Here is a 19,628-nt window from a genome sequence, read left to right on the forward strand (position 1 = left end):
CACGTTCCTACAACATATTGTGGATAAACCTGTTGAAACTGTGCATAACTAAAAAGCCTGCGATTTTTTTCGCAGACTTTTTTATTTATTGACATGCTTGAATTAATCTAGAGATAAATAATAGCTCACATTATCTGGTAGCGGTTTAAAGCCATTCTTTTTATAAAAATCCGCTGCGGGCATACTTTCTTCAGTATCTAACAGGATCGTTGGGATCTCTTTCTTGAGTAGATCCTCTTTGATCCTTTCTAAAAAAGTGGAACCTAAGCCTTTTCCTTGGTGCGTGCCAGTAATTAAAAAGGTATCGATCACATACTCTTTTCCTTGATACCAGGGCTTGATAAAGCCTAAAGAAAGACCAATCAATTCATTCGATGCTCGATCTGTTAGTCGATAACCAATAAAAGTATTCATTGCCATCATTGATGATACATAGTCGGTGATTTGCGGCACTGTCAATTGGTCATTCCATGGTTCTGCTGAAAATACAGCAATATAGTGGTCCACGACTTCTGCTAAATCTGCCGTTGTTAATTCACGCATGCTTACGTTCTTTTCCATCCTATCTCCTGCTTCCATTTCTATTTCGGTAAGAGCCTATACTCGTAGAATCCACTAATTTTTCTGCGTGTATCAATCATCGATTCGTTTTGCATAGCCATTGCCATAACTGGTATAACGGCGCTTTTGGTTGACGGCCATTTTTTTATGAATCTCTGCTTCAAGATCGATGGAAAGGATTTCCGCTAACCCAAGAAGATAAATCGCCACATCCGCCAATTCTTCTCCTACCTCTTGTTGCTTCCGATACGCGTCAAAGGCTTCCCCTATTTCACCATATAAAGCCAAAAACTCTTTTTCAATATTTGTGACATTGAATTGGTGATCGATTTTGTTTTGATAGATCGCTTTTTGCATTTCTGATAGTTTCATAGTCGCTCCTTTTGGGATAGTATACCATTTAATTAAAGTTCAAAATAGAAACTTAGTAAAAAAATCACCTCAAAAAATAGTGACCCCCAAAACGTTAGAATTTTGTTCTAACTTTTGTAGGTCACTCTAGTATAGGATTCATCCTGTTTTGTTTATTCTGCCCGCTCCAATTCAGCAGATTTGATTGCAACCCGTTGAGCGATTTTTAAAAATGGAAAATAGATTGCTACACAAACGACGATGATGATCACTTGAACCAAAACAACTTTAAAATCCCCTTTTGATGCCAACAATGCACTAAGAATTGGTGGTGTCGTCCAAGGAACCATCACAGAAAGCGGCTCAATGAATCCTACTGCGGTAGCAAAGTAGCCAATCAACGTCGCAACAATTGGACTTGCAACGAAGGGAATGATCATGGGTAAATTGAAGACGATCGGTAAACCAAAGATGATTGGCTCGTTGATATTAAAAATACCCGGAGCTAGGGATAGATTGACGACATCCCGAAAAGGTTGGTAATTGCGGACGAATAAGAGCACTGCAATGATCAAGCTGATCGTAAATCCAGTCCCGCCTAGTTGTGCGAAAACCGTCACGAATGCTGAATTTAAGATATTGGGTGGCGTAGCGCCTTCTTGCACGGCTTGCATGTTTTCATTCATATTGACTAACAGCAATGGATCTAACAAGGTGCCATTGATGACGGTTTGGTGAATGCCTAAAGTAAACAGAAAATTGCCCGTTGAATAGATGATCAAGAACCCAAAAATCGATGTGTTCAACAAACGCAGTGGTTCTTGGATCACTGTTGAAATGATTTGAATCAGGTCGGTATCAAAGGCTGCTAGCACGGTCGCAACTACGGCAAAGAAGGAAATCACCAAAATAGCAGGGATCAACGTGCTGAAGGATTTGCTGACGGCAGGAGGAACTTGATCCCCTAAATTGATTTTTAAGTGCTTGTTTTCTGACAGTCGAATAAATAATTCCGTGGCAACTAACCCACAAATGATTCCAGAAAACATCCCTTTGGTCCCGACATCGTCAAATAGCATCACACCACTGATGGTCACTTCTGCTTGAGCGCCTTCTGGCATCACGGCATGAACCATCGCCAACATGACCACTAAGCAAGTCGTTGCCACAAAGGTTGCATTGATGGCGCTCGGATTGTTTTTGTTGCGGCAAAGAAAATAAGCGATCATCGGGGCGATCAGCAGACCGGCGATATTCAATGTTCCATTGGTGATGGAATTGCCAAACACTTGCATTCGCGCCAAGGCAGCCCCTTCTAAAAACCATGGAAAGAAGACATTATTAAACAACACAGCGATCCCTGCGATAATAAAGGCAGGCATTAAGGTCGCAAACGCATCACGAAGACTTTTGAGATGAACCTGATTGCCGAGACGGACCGAAAACTCTGTAAATTTATCTAAAAACGTGCGCTTTTCTGCTGCCATTTTTGTTCCTCCTATTCTGTATATGGGTTTGTATAGATCGTACTACCATTCGTTTTGATCACTTCTTTGAACCATTCATACGATTTTTTCGGTACACGTTTCATATCTCGCAACTCATGGTTGCCACGATTGACATACACGAGTCCGTATCGTTTCTCCATATCACCTTGCGAGCTCAAAATGTCGATCAGCCCCCAACCAAGATACCCAAGACAGACCACTCCATCTTCCACCATCGCTTCAAACATCGCTCGAATATGCTCTTGATGATAGGCAATACGGTAATCATCTTGAATCGGTTCTTTGCCATCCCAATGCTCTCTGACACCAATCCCGTTTTCAATCGGAAACACTGGCAAGCGGTACCGCTGATAGACTTTATTTAAGACATCACGGAAGCCGAGCGGATCAATTTGCCAATTCCATTCCGTCGTTTCGATATACGGATTGTCTTGTTTTCCAAAAGTCATGTACCGATTCGGCGGCGTTCCTTCAGGAATTTTTTCAGCATTCAAGGTAGAAGAAGCATAATAGCTAAAGGCAATGTAATCATTTTTCTGCGCTGCGATCGCTTCTAATTCCCCAGGTAAAATATTCATATTGAGTTGATGATTTTTCACGTATCGGTCTTGTGCTGCCGAATACTTGCCGTGCGCATAGCAATCTAATAAAGTAAAGTTCGCAAATTCATCAAACTCTCTTGCTGCTTTGATGTCTTGTGGACGACAAGTCGCTGGATACGCCTCAGAATACGCCAGCATGCCGCCGATCTTCGCATTTGTTGTTTCATGAAGATAATTACAGAGTTCTGCATGGCAAACCATGACATTGTGGAAAATCTGATACAATTCTTCTGTCGTTTCTTCCCCTTCTAAATAGCCGCTGATCTTAAAACCATGGTCTTGGTGGAAAAGATTTTGTTCGTTAAAGGTTAACCAATAATGGACTTTATCCGCAAAACGATCCACCATTTCTTTTCCAAAACGAATGAATGCGTCCTTCACTTCTTTGCTGATGAACCCGTTATAGGTTTTCGCCAGATGCAGAGGCATATCAAAATGGTACAAACAAATCATAGGCTCGATCCCTCGAGCTAACAGATCATCAATAAAACGATCGTAATAGGCGATCCCTTCTTCATTAAAGGCACCATCTCCATCGTGAACGACCCTTGACCAAGAAATTTGGAAACGATACATGTTCATCCCCAAATCTTGCATATAATCAAAATCTTCTGTATACACATGATAGTTATCATTTGCTACATGCCAATCGCTAGCCTGTTCCGAAGCTTCCCGTATATCATAAACGGATAAGCTTTTACCGCCTTCATTCCAACCACCTTCTGTCTGCATACTGCTGACACTGTTCCCCCAATAAAATTTTGTCATATTGATTCCTCCATCGTTTGTATTCGCTTACAAAACCTATTATAATTAGGTGAAATAGGCATGTAAATTTTTCAAAAACATATGCAAAGCTTTTTCTATACATGTGAATTTCAGCTGATTCTTTAGTGATAGACCTTGTTTTTATCCCCTTCAAACAAAACTCAAGTCCATGAATTTCTTTACATAAGGAGTGATGACTATGACAAAATACAAAGAGATCGTTGATCAGTTGCGGACGAATATTTATGAAGGTGTTTTTCCAGCTTTATCAAAACTACCGGAACAAACGGCGTTAGCCAAACGATTTCAAACCTCGCGAATGACGATCCAAAAAGCGCTAAATCAATTGAAGCAAGAAGGCCTGATTTCTACCAAAAGAGGTCATGGCACCTATGTCAATTCAGCGACCTACCAAGGACAGATCAATGAGTATATCGGTTTAGTCAACCGATATGGCGGACGGCATAAAGTGCAAAGTAAAATCATTAGTTTCAATGTACGTTTTCCAGAAGCCAACGAAATGGATTACTTGTCTTTGCGAGAAAACGAACCTGTTTATGATATCGTACGACTGCGCTATGTTGATAACGAACCCTTTGAATTGGAATACACGATCATGCCCATCAAAACCATTCCCGATATTGATATGGCGATCCTTGAACACTCGATCTATCGATATATCACTGATTCCTTACATCTCAAAATAGGTCCCGCCATACGTAAAATCCGTGCCGACAAAGCGGATTCCTATGATATCAAATATTTAGAAGTCGATCCCAATGATCCGATCTTAGAATTAGAACAAGTTGCTCGTCTCTCCGACGGACGACCTTTCGAATTTTCGCAAACTCGTTATCCATACCAAAATCGTGAGATTTACTATCTTTCTGAACCTTAATGGCAAAAAAACAAGTCTGAAGAAAACTCAGACTTGTTTTTTATTATCCAGGGAAGGTGTATTCGTTAAGATTCTTCGGTTTTTTTCGCGGTTCGCTCTGGACTGACCCAAACGCCGCTGCCGTAGCCAAGGATGGTCTTGACGGCTGGAATAAAGGTAGTGACGATCGTTATGGCATTGATCATCCAGTAAAACAGCATGTAAAAAGGAGCAAAACGGAAATACTTCAGCTTGCTGCGGTTATCATCCGCCAAGAGGCTGGTGAATAGCTGCATGACCCCCGCAATCATCTCGAAACAAACGAAGAGAAAGGCCATCGTAAACATATGATAGATCCGTTCGTAATTCCCAGTTGCACCATAATAGATCAGATAAAAGACAAACAAGGCAGATGAAAGCCAGAAAAAGAATGACCAGATGATACTTAATGTTTGATCGACAAACATAGCGGTTCGACCAATGTTTTCAAAAGGATGCAAAAAGACCTTTTTAAAGTTGGTCAGCCATACTTCTGTACCGCCCTTCGCCCAGCGTTTCCGTTGTCGGTAGAGCATCTTGAGTGTTTCTGGCACCTCCATGAAAAACATCACTCGTGAAGCAAATAAAGACAGCCAACCTCGGAATTGGTGGTCCCAGGCAATACTGATGTCTTCTGTAGCTCGATTTTGTCGAAACAGACCCACGTCCATCAATGCCGCGCGGCGATACATCGTATTGGCACCGCTATAGGCATAGATGACGCCGAAAACGGCTTGCTGGGTCCGTTTGATAATTCCTACGATACTTGAAAATTCAACGGTTTGTGATTTCCCTACGATCGTTGTGCGATTTTGAACATCCATATTCGCCGTAATGGCAGAGATATTGATGGAATCTTGGCGGATGAAATAATTGACATATTTCCATAACGCATCAGGTTCAGGAACCGTATCTGCGTCGTTGCTCAAGATCAATTCCCCTTTGGCAAACCCTACCCCAATATTAAAGGCATGGGCCTTTCCTTGGTTTTTTTCGATGCGCAACACTCTTAGATTTGGGTACTGTTCCATCAATCGGTCTAATATCACAGGGGTTTGATCCGTTGAGCCATCATCAGTCACCAACACCTCATAATTGCTGTAGTTCAGATTGTTCATTAAATAATGAATCGTGTCTTCAATAACGATTTCTTCATTGTGAGCTGGTACCATAATCGTGATCATCGGCTCGATCTCTTCGGGGATCGGTATCCACTCTAATTGACGATAACGGAACAAAAAACGATTGCAGATCACCCCGATGAACCAAGCAAAGCCACCTAAAATTGGATACGTAAAGAGAATCATTAAAACGACTGTTAAAAATGTATCCAACCACGGGAACCCAGTATCAAAATTGACAACCATCAGCCCACCCCGTTTCTACGGAAAAGTTCTTGGATCTCTCTTTCTCCGATGTTTTGCTCCGGTGCAACCGCGTAGTATTTTGCCCCGTGGCGTTCTTCTTTCGTCCCAAAGCGTTCTTCATAAAATGCTTCTAGCAACTCTTTGCGTTTTTCCAAGGCAGCTTCATCATGCATCGATTGCTTTTGCAGCAATCGTTTGAAGCGGCGGTTGTTCCTCAAGGTCAACAAAGTAAACGTCAGAACCAAGACCAAAAAAGAAATTCCTAAGAACAACGCCAAAAAATCAAAAGTCACTGCTTCTTCCAGATATGTCCGAAAGGCGATCCGATCCGCCAGATTCGGTAAAGTCAGCGGGATGGCCAGCCAGACAAAGGGAACCAAGACCATCAGCCAAGCAAGAATCGTCAAAATCGTTTGGCGGGTCTTCAAAGCAGAACGACCTTTTTGAAAATACGCATCGGTGACCAACCGTTCTTTGACTTCTTCCCGTGTCACTCGTTGTTTCATTTTACTCACTCCTTTAAAATAACTATTTATTTGCTGTGAAGAAAAAGAAGCAACAAAAGCAAATCGTCTGGACCTGCTTCGTTCTTCTTCTGTTTGTTTCACTTAGATTTCTTGCCAACTTTCAACGCATTGAACAGCGTGTGAAATTGGCCTTTAAAGGACATCACTTGCTCAAACACATCTTCCCCATCATTCAGCATCTTGACAGTCACCCAGCCTAATGCTTCGGTGATACCACTAGCCACACTGGCATTGATTGCAGCTCCAGCAACGGTGCCGACTGCTGGGACAAATTTCAAGATATTGCCAACGGCACTGCGACCAAAACTCACAACGACTAGCTCTTTCGAAATACTTTTCGCTAACCCTTCACGCCATGTTCGCCCAAAAATACGATACAAACGTGCCATCATCGTCATTTGAACTGGCACAAGTAACACTGCATCTGAAAAGGGAATCGGTGAACAGCCGATGATCGCCGCCGTCAAAGAAGCCGCATGGATCGTGCGGTGGGCTTTTTTTCGTGTTTCATCATCTACGCCAACTAAAAACTCCTCAAACACCTGATCAAATTGATCCTTGCTTTTCGCTAACACTTTTTCCGCCTGAGCTTTTGATCCGTCATAGCCTTTCATCACCAGGGCAGCCGATTTTTTCGGCATTCGCTTCATGACATCCGCAAAAAAAGAAGTAAACTCCGCTTCTTCTTGCAGCTCTTCTCTCGTTTGACTTTGCTCGACTTGAACGGACTGTTCCGTTAATAATTCATTTTCGTTTTGCTTCTTTTTGCGTTTTATCCATGTTTTTTTCAAAGAAATGTCTCCTTCTTTCGACTCGTTGTTCATTTAAAAATCAAAGTGAGCCATGATTTTGTTCCTCTTTCTATTTTAGCTCAGGTTTTTCAAGATAGCGAAAATGTAGCTTGAGAGAGCTTACACTTGCTAAAAAATGCAAATTTGCATCTTCAGATTATTTATTTATATTATCGTTTTTTTATGCTATGATACACAAAAGGAGTGGATCGAATGAAAAAGAAATTGAATTGGAAAGTCCTTTTTTATCTAGGCTTATTGACTTACTTTCTTTTAAGCGGGATCTTCGCATTCTTTGGCGTCGAAATACCGTTTCTTTATAAACGTTGATCTTCACGTTTTCTCAGAACCATATCATTCAACTCTTTGCTCTATGTTAAGAGAATCCATCATTCTATCGTCCATTCAATCTAATCAGAAAAGGTGATTTTCTTGTCCATTTTATTTGATCTATTGCAGCTGCTTGCCGTTATCTGTATCGCGTATTTATTGTTCACAAAAAACCATTTCCTCAAACAATTAACTGCTGTTCAGAAAATGGTCTTTGTCGTTTTATGTATTTCGGTGATACTGCCGGCTCTCTACGAATTTATTACTGGTTTTGCGCAGGGATTTTGGGAACGGTTGTGATTGACGTTCCTTACAAAACTCGCTGCCTTTACAAGACAAATAGATAGCTTATATCTACCAATCCTTTCTCCTTTGATTCAAGCAATGAACCAATTCTTTGGTGCTTAGAATACTAAGAAGAAAGGTTTTTTGTCTTTTTCTGTGTTGAAGTATTTTTTGATCGCACAAAAAAAGAACCCCTCAAAAGAGGAGTTCTCAAGGCTTGCTTACATCATGCCGCCCATACCCATTGATGGGTCCATTGCAGGAGCTGCTGGCGCTGCTGGTTCTGGTTTGTCGGCAACGACTGCTTCAGTCGTTAATAATAATGCGGCAACAGAAGCTGCGTTTTGTAATGCAGAACGCGTCACTTTTGTTGGGTCAACGATCCCAGCTTCTAGCATGTTTACCCATTCGCCAGTTGCTGCATTGAAACCAACGCCTAAGTCAGCGTTTTTCAATTTGTCGATGATGACTGAACCTTCGTAGCCTGCATTTTCAGCAATTTGACGAACTGGTTCTTCTAAGGCACGTAAAACGATTTTGACACCTGTTGCTGCATCGCCATCTGTTTCGATTTCTGCAACTTTGTTGATGACATTGACTAAGGCAGTTCCCCCACCTGAGACCATGCCTTCTTCAACAGCGGCACGTGTTGCATTCAATGCATCTTCAATACGTAATTTCAATTCTTTCAATTCAGTTTCAGTTGGTGCCCCAACTTTGATCACTGCAACCCCACCAGCAAGTTTTGCTAAGCGTTCTTGTAGTTTTTCACGGTCAAAGTCAGAAGTTGTATCAGCGATTTGGTTTTTGATCAATTGAACGCGTGCGTCAATCGCTTCTTTTTCACCAGCACCTTCAACGATCGTTGTGTTGTCTTTATCCACAACCACTTTGCTTGCTTGACCTAAGTTATCGATGGTTGCATCTTTCAACTCAAGGCCTAAGTCTTCAGTGATCACTGTACCACCAGTTAAGATCGCAATGTCTTCTAGCATTGCTTTACGACGGTCACCAAATCCTGGTGCTTTCACTGCGACAACATTGAATGTTCCACGGATTTTGTTCAATACAAGTGTTGGTAATGCTTCGCCATCAACGTCATCAGCGATGATTAATAATGGTTTTGATTGTTGTAAGATTTGTTCTAACAATGGCAAAATATCTTGGATGTTAGAGATTTTTTTGTCAGTGATCAAGATGTATGGATTTTCTAACGCTGCTTCCATTTTATCGTTGTCAGTTACCATGTATTGTGATAAGTACCCACGATCAAATTGCATTCCTTCCACGACATCTAATTCTGTTTCGATCCCTTTTGATTCTTCAATAGTAATAACGCCGTCATTACCGACTTTTTCCATTGCATCAGCAATGTATTGACCAACTTTTTCACTACCAGAAGAAACAGCACCAACTTGTGCGATCGCTTCTTTTGAATCAACGATTGATGAAATGTTGTGTAGCTCTTCTACAGCCACTTTTGTTGCCATTTCGATCCCGCGGCGAATACCTAATGGGTTCGCACCAGCGGTGACATTTTTCAATCCTTCACGAACGATTGCTTGTGTCAATAACGTAGCAGTCGTTGTTCCGTCACCAGCGATATCGTTTGTTTTTGAAGCCACTTCAGAAACAAGTTTTGCGCCCATGTTTTCAAAATGATCTTCTAATTCGATTTCTTTAGCGATCGTTACACCGTCATTTGTAATCAATGGTGAACCGTAAGATTTTTCTAAAACCACGTTACGACCTTTAGGGCCTAAGGTTACTTTTACTGTATCTGCTAATTTATCTACCCCACGAAGCATTGCTGCACGTGCGTCTTCTGCAAATTTGATTTCTTTTGCCATGATTTCATCACCTCAAGTATTTTTATTTTTCTTATTCTACTACTGCAATGATATCTTTTGCAGCAACGATCAAATATTCTGTTCCTTCATATTTCACTTCTGTGCCAGCGTATTTTTCAAACATAACTTGTTCGCCAACGTTGACAGCAACAGGAGCTTTTTCACCGTTTTCGAGCGTGCGTCCTTCGCCGACTGCAATAACGGTACCCGTTTGTGGTTTTTCTTTTGCTGCTGATGCAAGCACGATTCCGCCTACAGTTTTTTCTTCTTCTTTTGCAACTTCGATAATCACACGATCACCTAATGGTCTTAACACGATAAATCCCTCCAATGAATGTTATAGAATTTAGTATTAGCACTCTCTTATGTCGAGTGCTAACTTACATTTTCAATATTACTCATTTTCCCTCATTTTTGCAAGCCTTTTGCTAAATTTTTTTTTGCATTTCTATTTGATTGATAAAAATAGTAGGATTTTTTGTTTCTAGAAGCAACCTAGTCTATAATGAAGCAAAGGAGTGTGAGGAAACAACTATGTCTTTATCAAAATATTCTTTATCCACGATTCTTACTTACGGCATCGTCTTTTTTCTACCGATCGCTTTCGTCCCTAGCGGACATCAAGTAGCAGCAACAACGATCGGTTACTTAGCTGGTGCAGCGATCATGTTTTTCTTGTATTTCAAACAAACAGAACCGCTATCGTTTGAACACAAAAAAACCAAAGTCTCAGCGATTCTTATTTACGGGCTAACAGGCATTGTCGCAGCGATTTTGTTGCAAAATCTAGCCATCTTTATCGAATCCTTTTTCGGAGAAGTCAGCGCTTCGCAAAATACCGAAAACATTATTGCCATCGTGGTGCAAAACCCACTCTTTGCTCTCGCAGCAATGGTCGGTGGGCCAATTATGGAGGAATTTGTCTTCCGCAGAGCCTTAGTTGGCATCATTGGGAAATACAGCAATGTTTGGGTCGGTGTAGTGGTCAGCGCCGTAGCCTTTGCCTTTGCCCACAATGACAATCATCTCTTAGTCTATATTTTCTTAGGACTGTTCTTTTCTGGGCTGTATGCTTTGACCGGCAGTATTTGGACTTCCATGATCACACATGTGGGAATGAACACTTTAGTGATTATTATTCAGTTATTGCTTCATTACGGCTATATCCAAATGCCCTAAAGAAAAAACGCTACGCAGAAATTTTGCGTAACGTTTTTTTCTTTAGACCTTCGTGCCATTGGACGCAATCACTTGCTGATACCATGCAAATGAATCTTTCTTCCGACGAGCAAGGGTTCCATTTCCTTCATTGTCTTTGTCCACATAGATCACACCATAGCGTTTCTTCATTTCCCCTGTCCCCGCAGAAACCAAGTCAATGATGCCCCACGGTGTATAACCTAATAAGTCGACGCCATCATAAGCTACTGCTTCTTTCATCATTTCGATATGGGCTTTTAGGTAGTCAATACGGTAGTCATCGTGGATCTGTCCATCCTCTTCCACCGTATCCACCGCACCAAAGCCATTTTCTACAATGAAAAGCGGCAATTCGTAGCGTTCGTTAAACCAGTTCATGGCATAGCGCAAGCCTACGGGATCAATCTGCCAGCCCCATTCAGAAGCATCGACATAAGGATTGTCCACCAGATCTTGGCTCTCATCATAGTCATAGGTTGGATCATTCTCCTTGCCTTTGGTCGCAAAAGACATATAGTAGCTAAAACCAATGTAGTCAACACAGCCTTTTGCCAAAGCTGCTTCATCTTCAGGGGTGATATCTAAATCAAATTGTTTTCTTTCAAAATAGCTGCGCATATAACTCGGATAGTGCCCACGGGCATGAACATCTGAAAACCAATAGCGCCGCTGCATGGCCACCGTGGCTGCCATCATGTCTTTGGGATCGCAAGAATACGGATAGATTGGGCACATCGCGATCATCGATCCGATTTGAAACGCAGGATTGATCGCATGTCCTAGCGCCACCGCTTTTGCACTGGCAACGAGCTCGTAATGAGCTGCTTGGTACATGACTTTTTCTCGGTCTTCTCCTTCCGTAAAGAACAGACCAGAATTGGTAAATGGCGCAAAATCTTCTTTATAGTTTGCTTGATTATTGATTTCATTGAAGGTCATCCAATACTTCACTTTCTTTTGATAGCGCGTAAAACAAACTTCTGCAAAGCGGACAAACAAATCGATCAATTTACGGTTACGCCAACCTCCGTATTCGGTCACTAAATGATAAGGCATTTCAAAGTGAGACAGGGTAATGACTGGCTCAATGCCATAGCGTAAACACTCATCGAATAATTGATCATAAAAGGCCAGGCCTTCCTCATTCGGCTCGCGCTCATCCCCCTTTGGAAAAATACGGGTCCAGGCAATCGATGTTCGGAAGCACTTCAACCCTAATTCGGCAAAAAGCTTGATGTCTTCAGGATACCGATGATAAAAATCGATCGCTTCATGATTGGGATAGCTTTCGCCCGGTTGGATACCTTCCGTGATTCGGCGAGGAATTCCGTTGCCTCCGACAGTCATGACATCAGCAACACTCACGCCTTTTCCACCCGCACGATAGCCGCCTTCCAATTGGTGAGCAGCGACTGCGCCACCCCATAAAAAATCGCTTCTTAGTTTATTCATTTCTATTCAACCTGCTTCCTTGGTATTAAACGATCTCTGTTTCTTGTTTATAGTTCAAACTATCGACTTTACGAATGAAAGGATAGTAAATAAAGAAGCCGATTGCTAAAACAACAAATTGTAAAATAGCGGTCCGAATGCCACCTACTAGAAAACCTGAAATGATCGGCGGGGTCGTCCATGGAACTTGCACAGCAGTAAATAGCGGTACGATACCGGTATAAAGTGCAAAATACGTGATCACGCCTGAAACCATCGGTGTCAAAATAAATGGTAATACCATGATTGGGTTCATGACGATCGGTGTCGCAAAAATAATTGGTTCATTGATATTAAAGAATGCCGGGATCAAGGAAAGACGTCCTAATTGTTTGAACTGCGCCGAACGGGCAAAAGCCACCATGTATAGCACGATCCCAATCGTCATTCCTGCGCCAGTTACCGTCATAAATTGATCCAAAAACTGCTGGGTCACGATGTGTCCGCCATTTTCTAATGTCAATGCTTTACCAGATTCAAGAATAGCCGTATTGGCTAGTGAATTGGCTTGTAAAATTGGTCCCATGATCCCGCCCACGATCGTCGAACCGTGAACCCCAAAGAACCACAAGAATGGCACTAAGAAGCCTAACATCATTGCACCACCAAGGGAATCCGTCACCCCTTGCATCGGACTTTGAATCACGGTGTAGATCCATTCGACCACGGTTGTTTGAAAAACTTTATCAAAGAAAATATAAATGCCTAATGCGATGGTCGTCAAAACAGCGGCTGGAATCAATGCTGTAAATGAGTTTGCGACATTGGTGGGTACTTGCTCTGGCAGTTTGATTCGGATGTCGCGTTTCAAGAACCACGTATAGCCCCAACCCACAAAAAGTCCCACTAAGATGGCACTGATCATTCCTTGTCCACCGGTCCACGTCTTATCAATGACATTTGCGATGGTCACATTTGCTTCAGCATCCGTCACACTTGACTCCATAGTTAATAAGAAAATAACTAAACCAATCATTCCTGCAGGGAGTCCTTCGTAACCTTCTGCTTTTACATATGAATAGGCGATGCCCATTACGGCGAAAAAGGCCATAATTGCAAAAGAGGCGCCATAGGCTTGGTTGAAGTATTCACCTAAGCCGCTATTCGTTACCCAATCCGCAATCGACTGGACGGGAAAGTTTGCTAATAGCAGGAAAATCGATCCTACGATTGAAAAGGGCATCGTATAGAGCATACCGTTTCTTAATGCAGTGATTGCTTTCGTATTGACAAATTTTAATATTGGGGGTAATAATTTCTCATTGATCCATTCGTTCATCTCACATCACTCCTAAAATAAAATTCTATCCACCGGCCAGTGAATTCGCTTACAAATAAATCTTAATGGATAATATTCCCCTTGCCTATAGCTTTTCTAAGTTATGAAACATGTTCCAACAAAAAAAACAGCCGAAGCTGTTTTTTTACGATCACTTAGATTTGCTTGTAGACTTGATGGGCTAAAAGTTCGATCAGTGTAATCACCGGGACTTGCGTCGTCAGGTTCAAATCGACTTCTTTTCCCCCACTGACGACGGGCATATAATAGGAAATATTGTAATCTGCCATTTGGGCGATCGTCGATTTTTCATCATTGGTGATACTGAGTACTTTTGCCCCATACCGTTTGAAGTCCTCCGTTTGCTTGATCATTTGAATGGTTTCTCCCGAAACTGATAAAATGATCGCTAACGTATTTTCCATCCCACGAGGCGGTACTGGCAAAAAGGGATCGACGATGCTATAGGCATTGATGCCTAAATTAGCAAAATAGCGGCTGCCATAGGTGCCCAGAATGCCACTTGTGCCGATACCTGAAAACGCCACATGGCGTGCGGAAAGAATCAGTTCTACCGCTGGCTGGATAAACTTACGGTAATCTTCATTATTGACTTTTTTTAAGAATGTATTGACTTGGATCGTTGCATCATAGAAAAGATCAAACGCTCGTGCATCTTGTTCCTTTTTTTGACAGATCGCATACTTTAACTCTGAATACCCGCGATAGCCTAATTTCGTGATACATCGTAAAATCGTCGAGGTCGAGACATGGCATGCAGCTGACAATTCGCGGATCGTCAACTGATCGATCTCTTCAAAATGCTGGACAATGTACTTATAAACAGCCATTTCAAGCTCGTTCAGACGCTTGATTTTTTCTTCATCAAACATACCTGCTGCCTCCACCCGACAATTTTATCCTTTGTTTGATCGATTAGATTGCAAATAACTCCGTCGCTTTGTCAGGATCGGTATCATAGACTTCAAATGTTTCTCCAACACCTAGATCATGTTCTTTCATGGTGTTGACCATCGTTAAGTGCGCCAACTCTTTCAAGTTGTTTTCTTTACTTAAATGACCAAGATAGACCCGTTTGGTATTGTCGGTCAAGATATCCGTCATGACCAGAGCGCCATCTTCATTCGATAAGTGACCACGATCTCCAAGAATTCGCTGTTTGAGGCTCCATGGGTAAGGGCCCATTCGCAGCATTTCTAGGTCATGGTTGCTTTCCACAAGGTACGCATCGGCGCCTTTGATAATGCCTCGTACATGATCGCTGCAATAACCGGTATCCGTCAACATCACGAATGATTTGCCGTCTTTATGGAAACGATAAAATTGCGGCGCTGCAGCATCGTGAGAGACGCCAAAGCTTTCAATGTCCAAGTCACCCAAGGTCAGCACTTTTCCCATTTCAAAGATATGTTTTTGTTCGACAGCGACGTTACCGATCATTGGATCCATCGCTTGCCATGTTTTTGTATTCGCATAGACATCAAGTTTGTATTTTCGCGCCAGTACTCCGACACCGTGGATATGATCTCGATGTTCGTGGGTCACAAGAATGGCGTCCAAGTCTTCTGGTTTACGCCCTACTTCATCCAATAATGAAGTGATCTTCTTGCCGCTCAAACCGGCATCCACTAAGATCCGCTTTTTATTGCTTTCGATATAGAGCGAATTTCCTGAGCTTCCGCTGGCTAGAATACTTACTTGAAAGGCATTTTCCTTCATCATGGTTTACGTGACTTCCTCTCTGGTTGTTTCAACGAGTTCCATTATACCCGCTTTTTTATGGATTTTCTACCTTTTGAACGGCATTATTCGTGATGATCCGATTGCTGAAGGCATTGACCGTTTCGATTTGGATGGTGTCATCGCCATCTAATTGGAACGCAATAAACCATGCAGGAATATACACATTTTTTTCCCTAACCTTCAAAATCATCGTATAGGCTAATTCCGTCCAGAGAATTTTCGAGTGACTCGGCAGCTTGTTGTTTAGATAAAGCGTATTTACTGCTTCTTTTTCTGAATAAACCGTCATCTTTTCCCTTAGAGGCGTAATATTGGCGATATGTGTTTGGGTGTAACGGGCAATCTGCAATAGATCATCCGTTTGTTCTAAGGTGATATCGATTCGACTTGAGCTGTCATTGAAAGGAATGCCTTCATAGGATTGAACCGCCACCACGGTCGGATGATTGGCGTTCAAGACAGAGAGGTTTTCCAAATAGTCATATTCATCCCCAAACAGGACTTGATCTTTTCGTTGCAAAAAACCATTGACGGTTTCTTCCGTTTGGGAATCATCACTGATGTAAAAGCCATTGGTTGAGACATGGATCAACTGCTGCCCTTTGACCGTCGACCCTCTTTTGAACTGCGTATTGAGTTGCGGATTTCGTAGCTCCACATCAAAATCCGTCTGTTCACCGCTCAAATAATAGCCACTCAAGACCTCATCTGATAATTCGCCAGAATACCGAATGTCCTCAGACTCGAGGCGTTGTTCGATAGGAATCGTTTGGTTTGATTGTGAAACCATCTGATGCTCGCTGCGAGCCTCACTGTAAACATTGAATAAAAAGACGTTCAGACCAAGAAAAGCGAGGAAAAAAATCCATTCGATTCGTTTAAAATCCAATTAATTCTCCTCCGTTTCTGCTAATTTTGTCATTAATGCATCATAACTGATCCAAGACGAGTCATAATTGACATACCAAGCAGGCGTCAAATCAACGAGTGGTGCATCTTTGATCTCCCCCCATTGATAGCCAACGATGATCTGTTGCAATAATTCAGGATCAGCCCCTGCCGCAATCAGATCATTTTTGACCGACAAACTAGAGGGTAATTCAATCTCGGTTTCAGAAGGAATCGGCACTTGAATCGCGTTCAAACTGGCAGAAATCGTCATTTCCCGACTGCCGGTCTGACCACTTTCTGAAAAAGCCACACTGATCACCCCTTGACCACCAGTACTAAAGACTGGATAACCTTCAACGAAGACCCGATAATCCAAGTGCTTGTCTTGTTGATCAAAATAGCGGATCGTCCCAAAATTGTTGCCTAAACGAATAATATAATCCGCACTCAACATCGCCAGATCCGTTTCATCGGAACCATCTGTGGTGGTTTCAAACTTGACTTGCTGTTGATCTTGCAAGACCGTCATGTTTTGCCCACCTTCATAATAGTAGGTATCGACACTTTCATCATTGATTTTGACGTTTTTAGGATTGTTGAAAAAGGCTTCTCGGAACAAACTCTGAGACTGTGTCGAAGAATAGTAGCTGTATTTTTTCAGCTTGATCGAATCTTGCGTATAATATTGATTGCTGGTTCGTTCTTTATCTGCCACCATTGTCGTCCATTCCCGAGGATTATCTGCCAATAAATGTTTTACTTGGCTTTTATCCCAATCGATCTTGCCTCGAACTACTCGTTGATGGGTAAAGTCAACAAATTGGATCGTATTTTCTTCGAGATCAAACTGGATGCGAGAAAACGGAAAATCCTCTGTTTCACTTTCGTCCTCTAAGGATAGTTCTTTATCAAAGGTTTTCTCGTAGTCTTTCAAGTAAAACGTCGTATAGTAGTTTAAGGATATTCCTTGATTGACTTCTTGGGCTTTTGAAAAAGCTTGTTCCTCACCATAGGTCCGCAGGGTCAAATCACTGATCGTTGCCTCGTTGATCACCTCTTGGATCTCTCGAATCACCGCTTCAGAATTGGTTTCTTTGATATCCTCTTCATCATTCCAAGTCAGATATAGGGGCAAAAACAAATCGCTTTTTTGTTTGTAGGTTTGAACCGAAGGATTGACGCCAGTGTCTGTTTCCGTGCTGGCATTGTTGAACCCGGTCGGATTTAGCCAAATCATATAGGAGAAATAAAAACTCAAGGCGATCATCACGATCAAGCCTACACGAATGATTTTTTCTGAGATTCTCATACCCACCAATCCTCCTCATACGGTTCATACGGCAACATGATGTAAAATGTTGACCCGCGATTTTCTCGACTTTCCGCCCAAATCGCACCGCCATGAGCTTTGATGACTTCACGTGAGATCGCCAACCCTAAGCCGGTGCCTCCTTGTTGGCGGGCTCGAGCTTTATCGACTCGGTAAAAACGATCAAAGATCTTCGTGAGATCTTTTTTCGGAATTCCTAGTCCTTGGTCATTGATGCTAAGGACGATGTTGTTATGAGTCTCCATCAATTTCACCGTAATAATCCCACCATCTGGGGAATATTTGATGGCATTATTCATGATGTTGTCGATCACTTGGATCATTTTGTCCGTATCGACTTCCACCCACAATTCTCGTTTGGTAAACTCGCGGCGAATCAAATATTTTTTACTTTCATTCGTCACCATCATGTCAAAACGATCCAACACGAAATTAACCATTTCATTGAAATTGATATATTCCAACTGCAGTTGCGAATTGCCACTATCCATCCGCGACAAACTCAACAGATCATTGATCATGCGAATCATCCGATCCGTTTCATCCAAGGTCACTTTCAGAAAGTTCGGTGCAATTTCTGGATCTTTCCAAGCCCCTTCACTCAGCGCTTCGATGTAGCTGCGCATACTCGTTAGAGGCGTTCGCAACTCATGAGAAACGTTGGAGACAAATTCTCGCCGTTCCTGCTCATTCTTTTCTTGTTCCGTGACATCGTGCATTACGGCAACTAGACCGGAAATGAACCCGGACTCTCGACGGATCATGGAGAAATCAATGCGCAAAATCAGATTTGTTCCCGTCGAATCATTGCTAGGACGCTCCAATAGCATGTCTTCAGGGTTTTCCAAAAGCTTTCGTAACGTGTATTCTTCATCGATTTCCAATAACGTCAAAATCGACTGCCCGATCGCTTCTTCGTTAGTGACATTCAATAAGGACATCGCCATCTCATTGATGGTAATGACTTTGCCTCGTCGGTCGGTGGCAACAACCCCATCTGTCATGTGAGACAAGACGCTGTCCAAGCGGTTTCGCTCGGACTCCATCGCCTCTTGGGTCTCTTCGATTCGTTCCCCTAATTGATTAAAGGTTTCCGCCAGTTGCCCCAATTCATCTTTTCCATGAATCGCGACCTTGCGGCTATAATCTCCTTTGGCGATACGAATCGCTTGTTCCCGCATCTCTCCAATTGGTTGGGTAATGGAACGAGAGACCAATAGTGCCACAATGATCGAAATCACTGCCGCAATCAGCGAAGCGGTAACGAAGATGACCGCTGTTGTACTAACTTCATTGTATTTTGACTCAAGATTACTCCGTAAATAAAGGGTTCCTAAGACGGTATCCCCTGTCGGTGATTGGATCGACTGTACGATATTGAACACCCGCTGGCCGCTGGATTCATCATAAAGGACTTCACTACGGTTCGTATCGTAATCACGGTAATCATTTTTTTCTCCCACCGATCCACGATCATTGATATTGGTGGTTGCACGAATAATCCCTTGCTCATCCACCACCCGCATCTCCAAAATTTCCGAAGAGTTGGTACTCGTTAAGATTCGATTCAAGGAAGCATTCATGGAATCCCAATCCAAACCGTCATCATTATCCATGCGACTCAATTCAGAGCCTAATGTCACCACTAACGTGCTGGCCCGTGCCTCCATGTCGCGTTTGAAGGCATCGACCGTTGTTCTTTCCAATTCGCGAATAAAATACGCCCCGATAATCTGGATCGCAATCAATAAGATCAAGATAAAAGTCAGGGCGATTTTGAAGTTCACCGATTGAAAAAAGCGAACCTTATTTTTCAT

General features: G+C 42.3%; 19 protein-coding genes. 3 read left to right on the forward strand and 16 right to left on the reverse strand.

The annotated features are described in order from the left end of the window. Positions 1-102: 102 nt before the first annotated feature. The 4 genes from IAE45_RS12790 to IAE45_RS12805 form a co-directional block, all read right to left on the reverse strand. Complete coding sequence (locus IAE45_RS12790; protein WP_081118375.1) at positions 103-561, reverse strand: GNAT family N-acetyltransferase; 459 nt, start codon at positions 559-561, stop codon at positions 103-105. Positions 562-633: 72 nt separating this feature from the next. Next, positions 634-933 carry a MazG-like family protein gene (locus IAE45_RS12795; protein WP_195266012.1) on the reverse strand — a complete coding sequence of 100 codons (300 nt, stop codon included), beginning with the start codon at positions 931-933 and terminating at the stop codon, positions 634-636. Between the two features lie 152 nt (positions 934-1,085). Then, on the reverse strand, positions 1,086-2,399 hold the full coding sequence (locus IAE45_RS12800) for a PTS sugar transporter subunit IIC (RefSeq protein WP_005225308.1): 1,314 nt from the start codon (positions 2,397-2,399) through the stop codon (positions 1,086-1,088). Positions 2,400-2,410: 11 nt separating this feature from the next. Continuing rightward, complete coding sequence (locus tag IAE45_RS12805) at positions 2,411-3,790, reverse strand: glycoside hydrolase family 1 protein (RefSeq protein ID WP_200125968.1); 1,380 nt, start codon at positions 3,788-3,790, stop codon at positions 2,411-2,413. 199 nt (positions 3,791-3,989) lie between these two features. On the opposite strand from IAE45_RS12805, the gene IAE45_RS12810 reads away from it, so the two are divergent. Beyond that, complete coding sequence (locus tag IAE45_RS12810; protein ID WP_034868333.1) at positions 3,990-4,688, forward strand: GntR family transcriptional regulator; 699 nt, start codon at positions 3,990-3,992, stop codon at positions 4,686-4,688. Between the two features lie 65 nt (positions 4,689-4,753). On the opposite strand, the gene IAE45_RS12815 is transcribed toward IAE45_RS12810, so the two are convergent. From IAE45_RS12815 to IAE45_RS12825, 3 genes are all read right to left on the reverse strand, one after another. After that, positions 4,754-6,073 carry a glycosyltransferase family 2 protein gene (locus IAE45_RS12815; protein WP_015509139.1) on the reverse strand — a complete coding sequence of 440 codons (1,320 nt, stop codon included), beginning with the start codon at positions 6,071-6,073 and terminating at the stop codon, positions 4,754-4,756. Continuing rightward, positions 6,073-6,579 (reverse strand): hypothetical protein, encoded by a 507-nt coding sequence (locus tag IAE45_RS12820; protein ID WP_142963158.1) that lies wholly within the window; start codon positions 6,577-6,579, stop codon positions 6,073-6,075. The genes IAE45_RS12815 and IAE45_RS12820 overlap by 1 nt, the downstream gene beginning before the upstream one ends. A 98-nt stretch (positions 6,580-6,677) precedes the next feature. Further along, positions 6,678-7,424 carry a YcjF family protein gene (locus IAE45_RS12825; protein WP_142963159.1) on the reverse strand — a complete coding sequence of 249 codons (747 nt, stop codon included), beginning with the start codon at positions 7,422-7,424 and terminating at the stop codon, positions 6,678-6,680. A 390-nt stretch (positions 7,425-7,814) separates the two neighbouring features. Between IAE45_RS12825 and IAE45_RS12830 the strand changes: the two genes are divergently transcribed. Further along, positions 7,815-8,021 carry a hypothetical protein gene (locus tag IAE45_RS12830; protein WP_223597468.1) on the forward strand — a complete coding sequence of 69 codons (207 nt, stop codon included), beginning with the start codon at positions 7,815-7,817 and terminating at the stop codon, positions 8,019-8,021. A 206-nt stretch (positions 8,022-8,227) separates the two neighbouring features. Here IAE45_RS12830 and groL read toward each other — a convergent pair whose 3' ends face one another. Beyond that, entirely contained in the window at positions 8,228-9,856 is a 1,629-nt protein-coding gene (gene groL, locus IAE45_RS12835) for a chaperonin GroEL (RefSeq protein ID WP_005237384.1), read from the reverse strand. Positions 9,857-9,887: 31 nt separating this feature from the next. Continuing rightward, the gene (gene groES / locus IAE45_RS12840; protein WP_005225291.1) at positions 9,888-10,172 is read right to left on the reverse strand and encodes a co-chaperone GroES; all 285 of its coding nucleotides are present in this window, start codon (positions 10,170-10,172) and stop codon (positions 9,888-9,890) included. A 218-nt stretch (positions 10,173-10,390) separates the two neighbouring features. On the opposite strand from groES, the gene IAE45_RS12845 reads away from it, so the two are divergent. Then, positions 10,391-11,035 carry a CPBP family intramembrane glutamic endopeptidase gene (locus tag IAE45_RS12845; RefSeq protein ID WP_005225290.1) on the forward strand — a complete coding sequence of 215 codons (645 nt, stop codon included), beginning with the start codon at positions 10,391-10,393 and terminating at the stop codon, positions 11,033-11,035. A 42-nt stretch (positions 11,036-11,077) separates the two neighbouring features. Here IAE45_RS12845 and IAE45_RS12850 read toward each other — a convergent pair whose 3' ends face one another. The 7 genes from IAE45_RS12850 to walK form a co-directional block, all read right to left on the reverse strand. Further along, positions 11,078-12,508: a 6-phospho-beta-glucosidase gene (locus tag IAE45_RS12850; RefSeq protein ID WP_200125970.1), complete on the reverse strand. Its 1,431-nt coding sequence runs from the start codon at positions 12,506-12,508 to the stop codon at positions 11,078-11,080. A gap of 25 nt (positions 12,509-12,533) precedes the next feature. Continuing rightward, positions 12,534-13,826, reverse strand: coding sequence for a PTS sugar transporter subunit IIC (locus tag IAE45_RS12855; protein ID WP_005225288.1), 1,293 nt, complete (start codon positions 13,824-13,826; stop codon positions 12,534-12,536). A 155-nt stretch (positions 13,827-13,981) separates the two neighbouring features. Continuing rightward, positions 13,982-14,719 (reverse strand): MurR/RpiR family transcriptional regulator, encoded by a 738-nt coding sequence (locus IAE45_RS12860; protein WP_010747610.1) that lies wholly within the window; start codon positions 14,717-14,719, stop codon positions 13,982-13,984. A 43-nt stretch (positions 14,720-14,762) separates the two neighbouring features. Beyond that, on the reverse strand, positions 14,763-15,569 hold the full coding sequence (locus IAE45_RS12865; protein ID WP_005231151.1) for an MBL fold metallo-hydrolase: 807 nt from the start codon (positions 15,567-15,569) through the stop codon (positions 14,763-14,765). 55 nt (positions 15,570-15,624) lie between these two features. Next, entirely contained in the window at positions 15,625-16,479 is an 855-nt protein-coding gene (locus IAE45_RS12870) for a two-component system regulatory protein YycI (RefSeq protein WP_194193935.1), read from the reverse strand. Next, the gene (locus tag IAE45_RS12875; protein WP_200125972.1) at positions 16,480-17,790 is read right to left on the reverse strand and encodes a YycH family regulatory protein; all 1,311 of its coding nucleotides are present in this window, start codon (positions 17,788-17,790) and stop codon (positions 16,480-16,482) included. Beyond that, entirely contained in the window at positions 17,787-19,628 is a 1,842-nt protein-coding gene (walK, locus tag IAE45_RS12880) for a cell wall metabolism sensor histidine kinase WalK (RefSeq protein ID WP_077453585.1), read from the reverse strand. The genes IAE45_RS12875 and walK overlap by 4 nt, the downstream gene beginning before the upstream one ends.

The organism is Enterococcus sp. S53 (genome assembly GCF_016516865.1).
Taxonomy (GTDB): domain Bacteria; phylum Bacillota; class Bacilli; order Lactobacillales; family Enterococcaceae; genus Enterococcus_D; species Enterococcus_D innesii.

Excerpts from the sequence above, each read along its gene's own strand:
- IAE45_RS12790 (WP_081118375.1), bottom strand. The coding sequence starts at position 561 with ATGGAAAAGAACGTAAGCATGCGTGAATTAACAACGGCAGATTTAGCA.
- IAE45_RS12795 (WP_195266012.1), bottom strand. The coding sequence starts at position 933 with ATGAAACTATCAGAAATGCAAAAAGCGATCTATCAAAACAAAATCGAT.
- IAE45_RS12800 (WP_005225308.1), bottom strand. The coding sequence starts at position 2,399 with ATGGCAGCAGAAAAGCGCACGTTTTTAGATAAATTTACAGAGTTTTCG.
- IAE45_RS12805 (WP_200125968.1), bottom strand. The coding sequence starts at position 3,790 with ATGACAAAATTTTATTGGGGGAACAGTGTCAGCAGTATGCAGACAGAA.
- IAE45_RS12810 (WP_034868333.1), top strand. The coding sequence starts at position 3,990 with ATGACAAAATACAAAGAGATCGTTGATCAGTTGCGGACGAATATTTAT.
- IAE45_RS12815 (WP_015509139.1), bottom strand. The coding sequence starts at position 6,073 with ATGGTTGTCAATTTTGATACTGGGTTCCCGTGGTTGGATACATTTTTA.
- IAE45_RS12820 (WP_142963158.1), bottom strand. The coding sequence starts at position 6,579 with ATGAAACAACGAGTGACACGGGAAGAAGTCAAAGAACGGTTGGTCACC.
- IAE45_RS12825 (WP_142963159.1), bottom strand. The coding sequence starts at position 7,424 with ATGAACAACGAGTCGAAAGAAGGAGACATTTCTTTGAAAAAAACATGG.
- groL (WP_005237384.1), bottom strand. The coding sequence starts at position 9,856 with ATGGCAAAAGAAATCAAATTTGCAGAAGACGCACGTGCAGCAATGCTT.
- IAE45_RS12845 (WP_005225290.1), top strand. The coding sequence starts at position 10,391 with ATGTCTTTATCAAAATATTCTTTATCCACGATTCTTACTTACGGCATC.
- IAE45_RS12850 (WP_200125970.1), bottom strand. The coding sequence starts at position 12,508 with ATGAATAAACTAAGAAGCGATTTTTTATGGGGTGGCGCAGTCGCTGCT.
- IAE45_RS12855 (WP_005225288.1), bottom strand. The coding sequence starts at position 13,826 with ATGAACGAATGGATCAATGAGAAATTATTACCCCCAATATTAAAATTT.
- IAE45_RS12860 (WP_010747610.1), bottom strand. The coding sequence starts at position 14,719 with ATGTTTGATGAAGAAAAAATCAAGCGTCTGAACGAGCTTGAAATGGCT.
- IAE45_RS12865 (WP_005231151.1), bottom strand. The coding sequence starts at position 15,569 with ATGATGAAGGAAAATGCCTTTCAAGTAAGTATTCTAGCCAGCGGAAGC.
- IAE45_RS12875 (WP_200125972.1), bottom strand. The coding sequence starts at position 17,790 with ATGAGAATCTCAGAAAAAATCATTCGTGTAGGCTTGATCGTGATGATC.
- walK (WP_077453585.1), bottom strand. The coding sequence starts at position 19,628 with ATGAAAAATAAGGTTCGCTTTTTTCAATCGGTGAACTTCAAAATCGCC.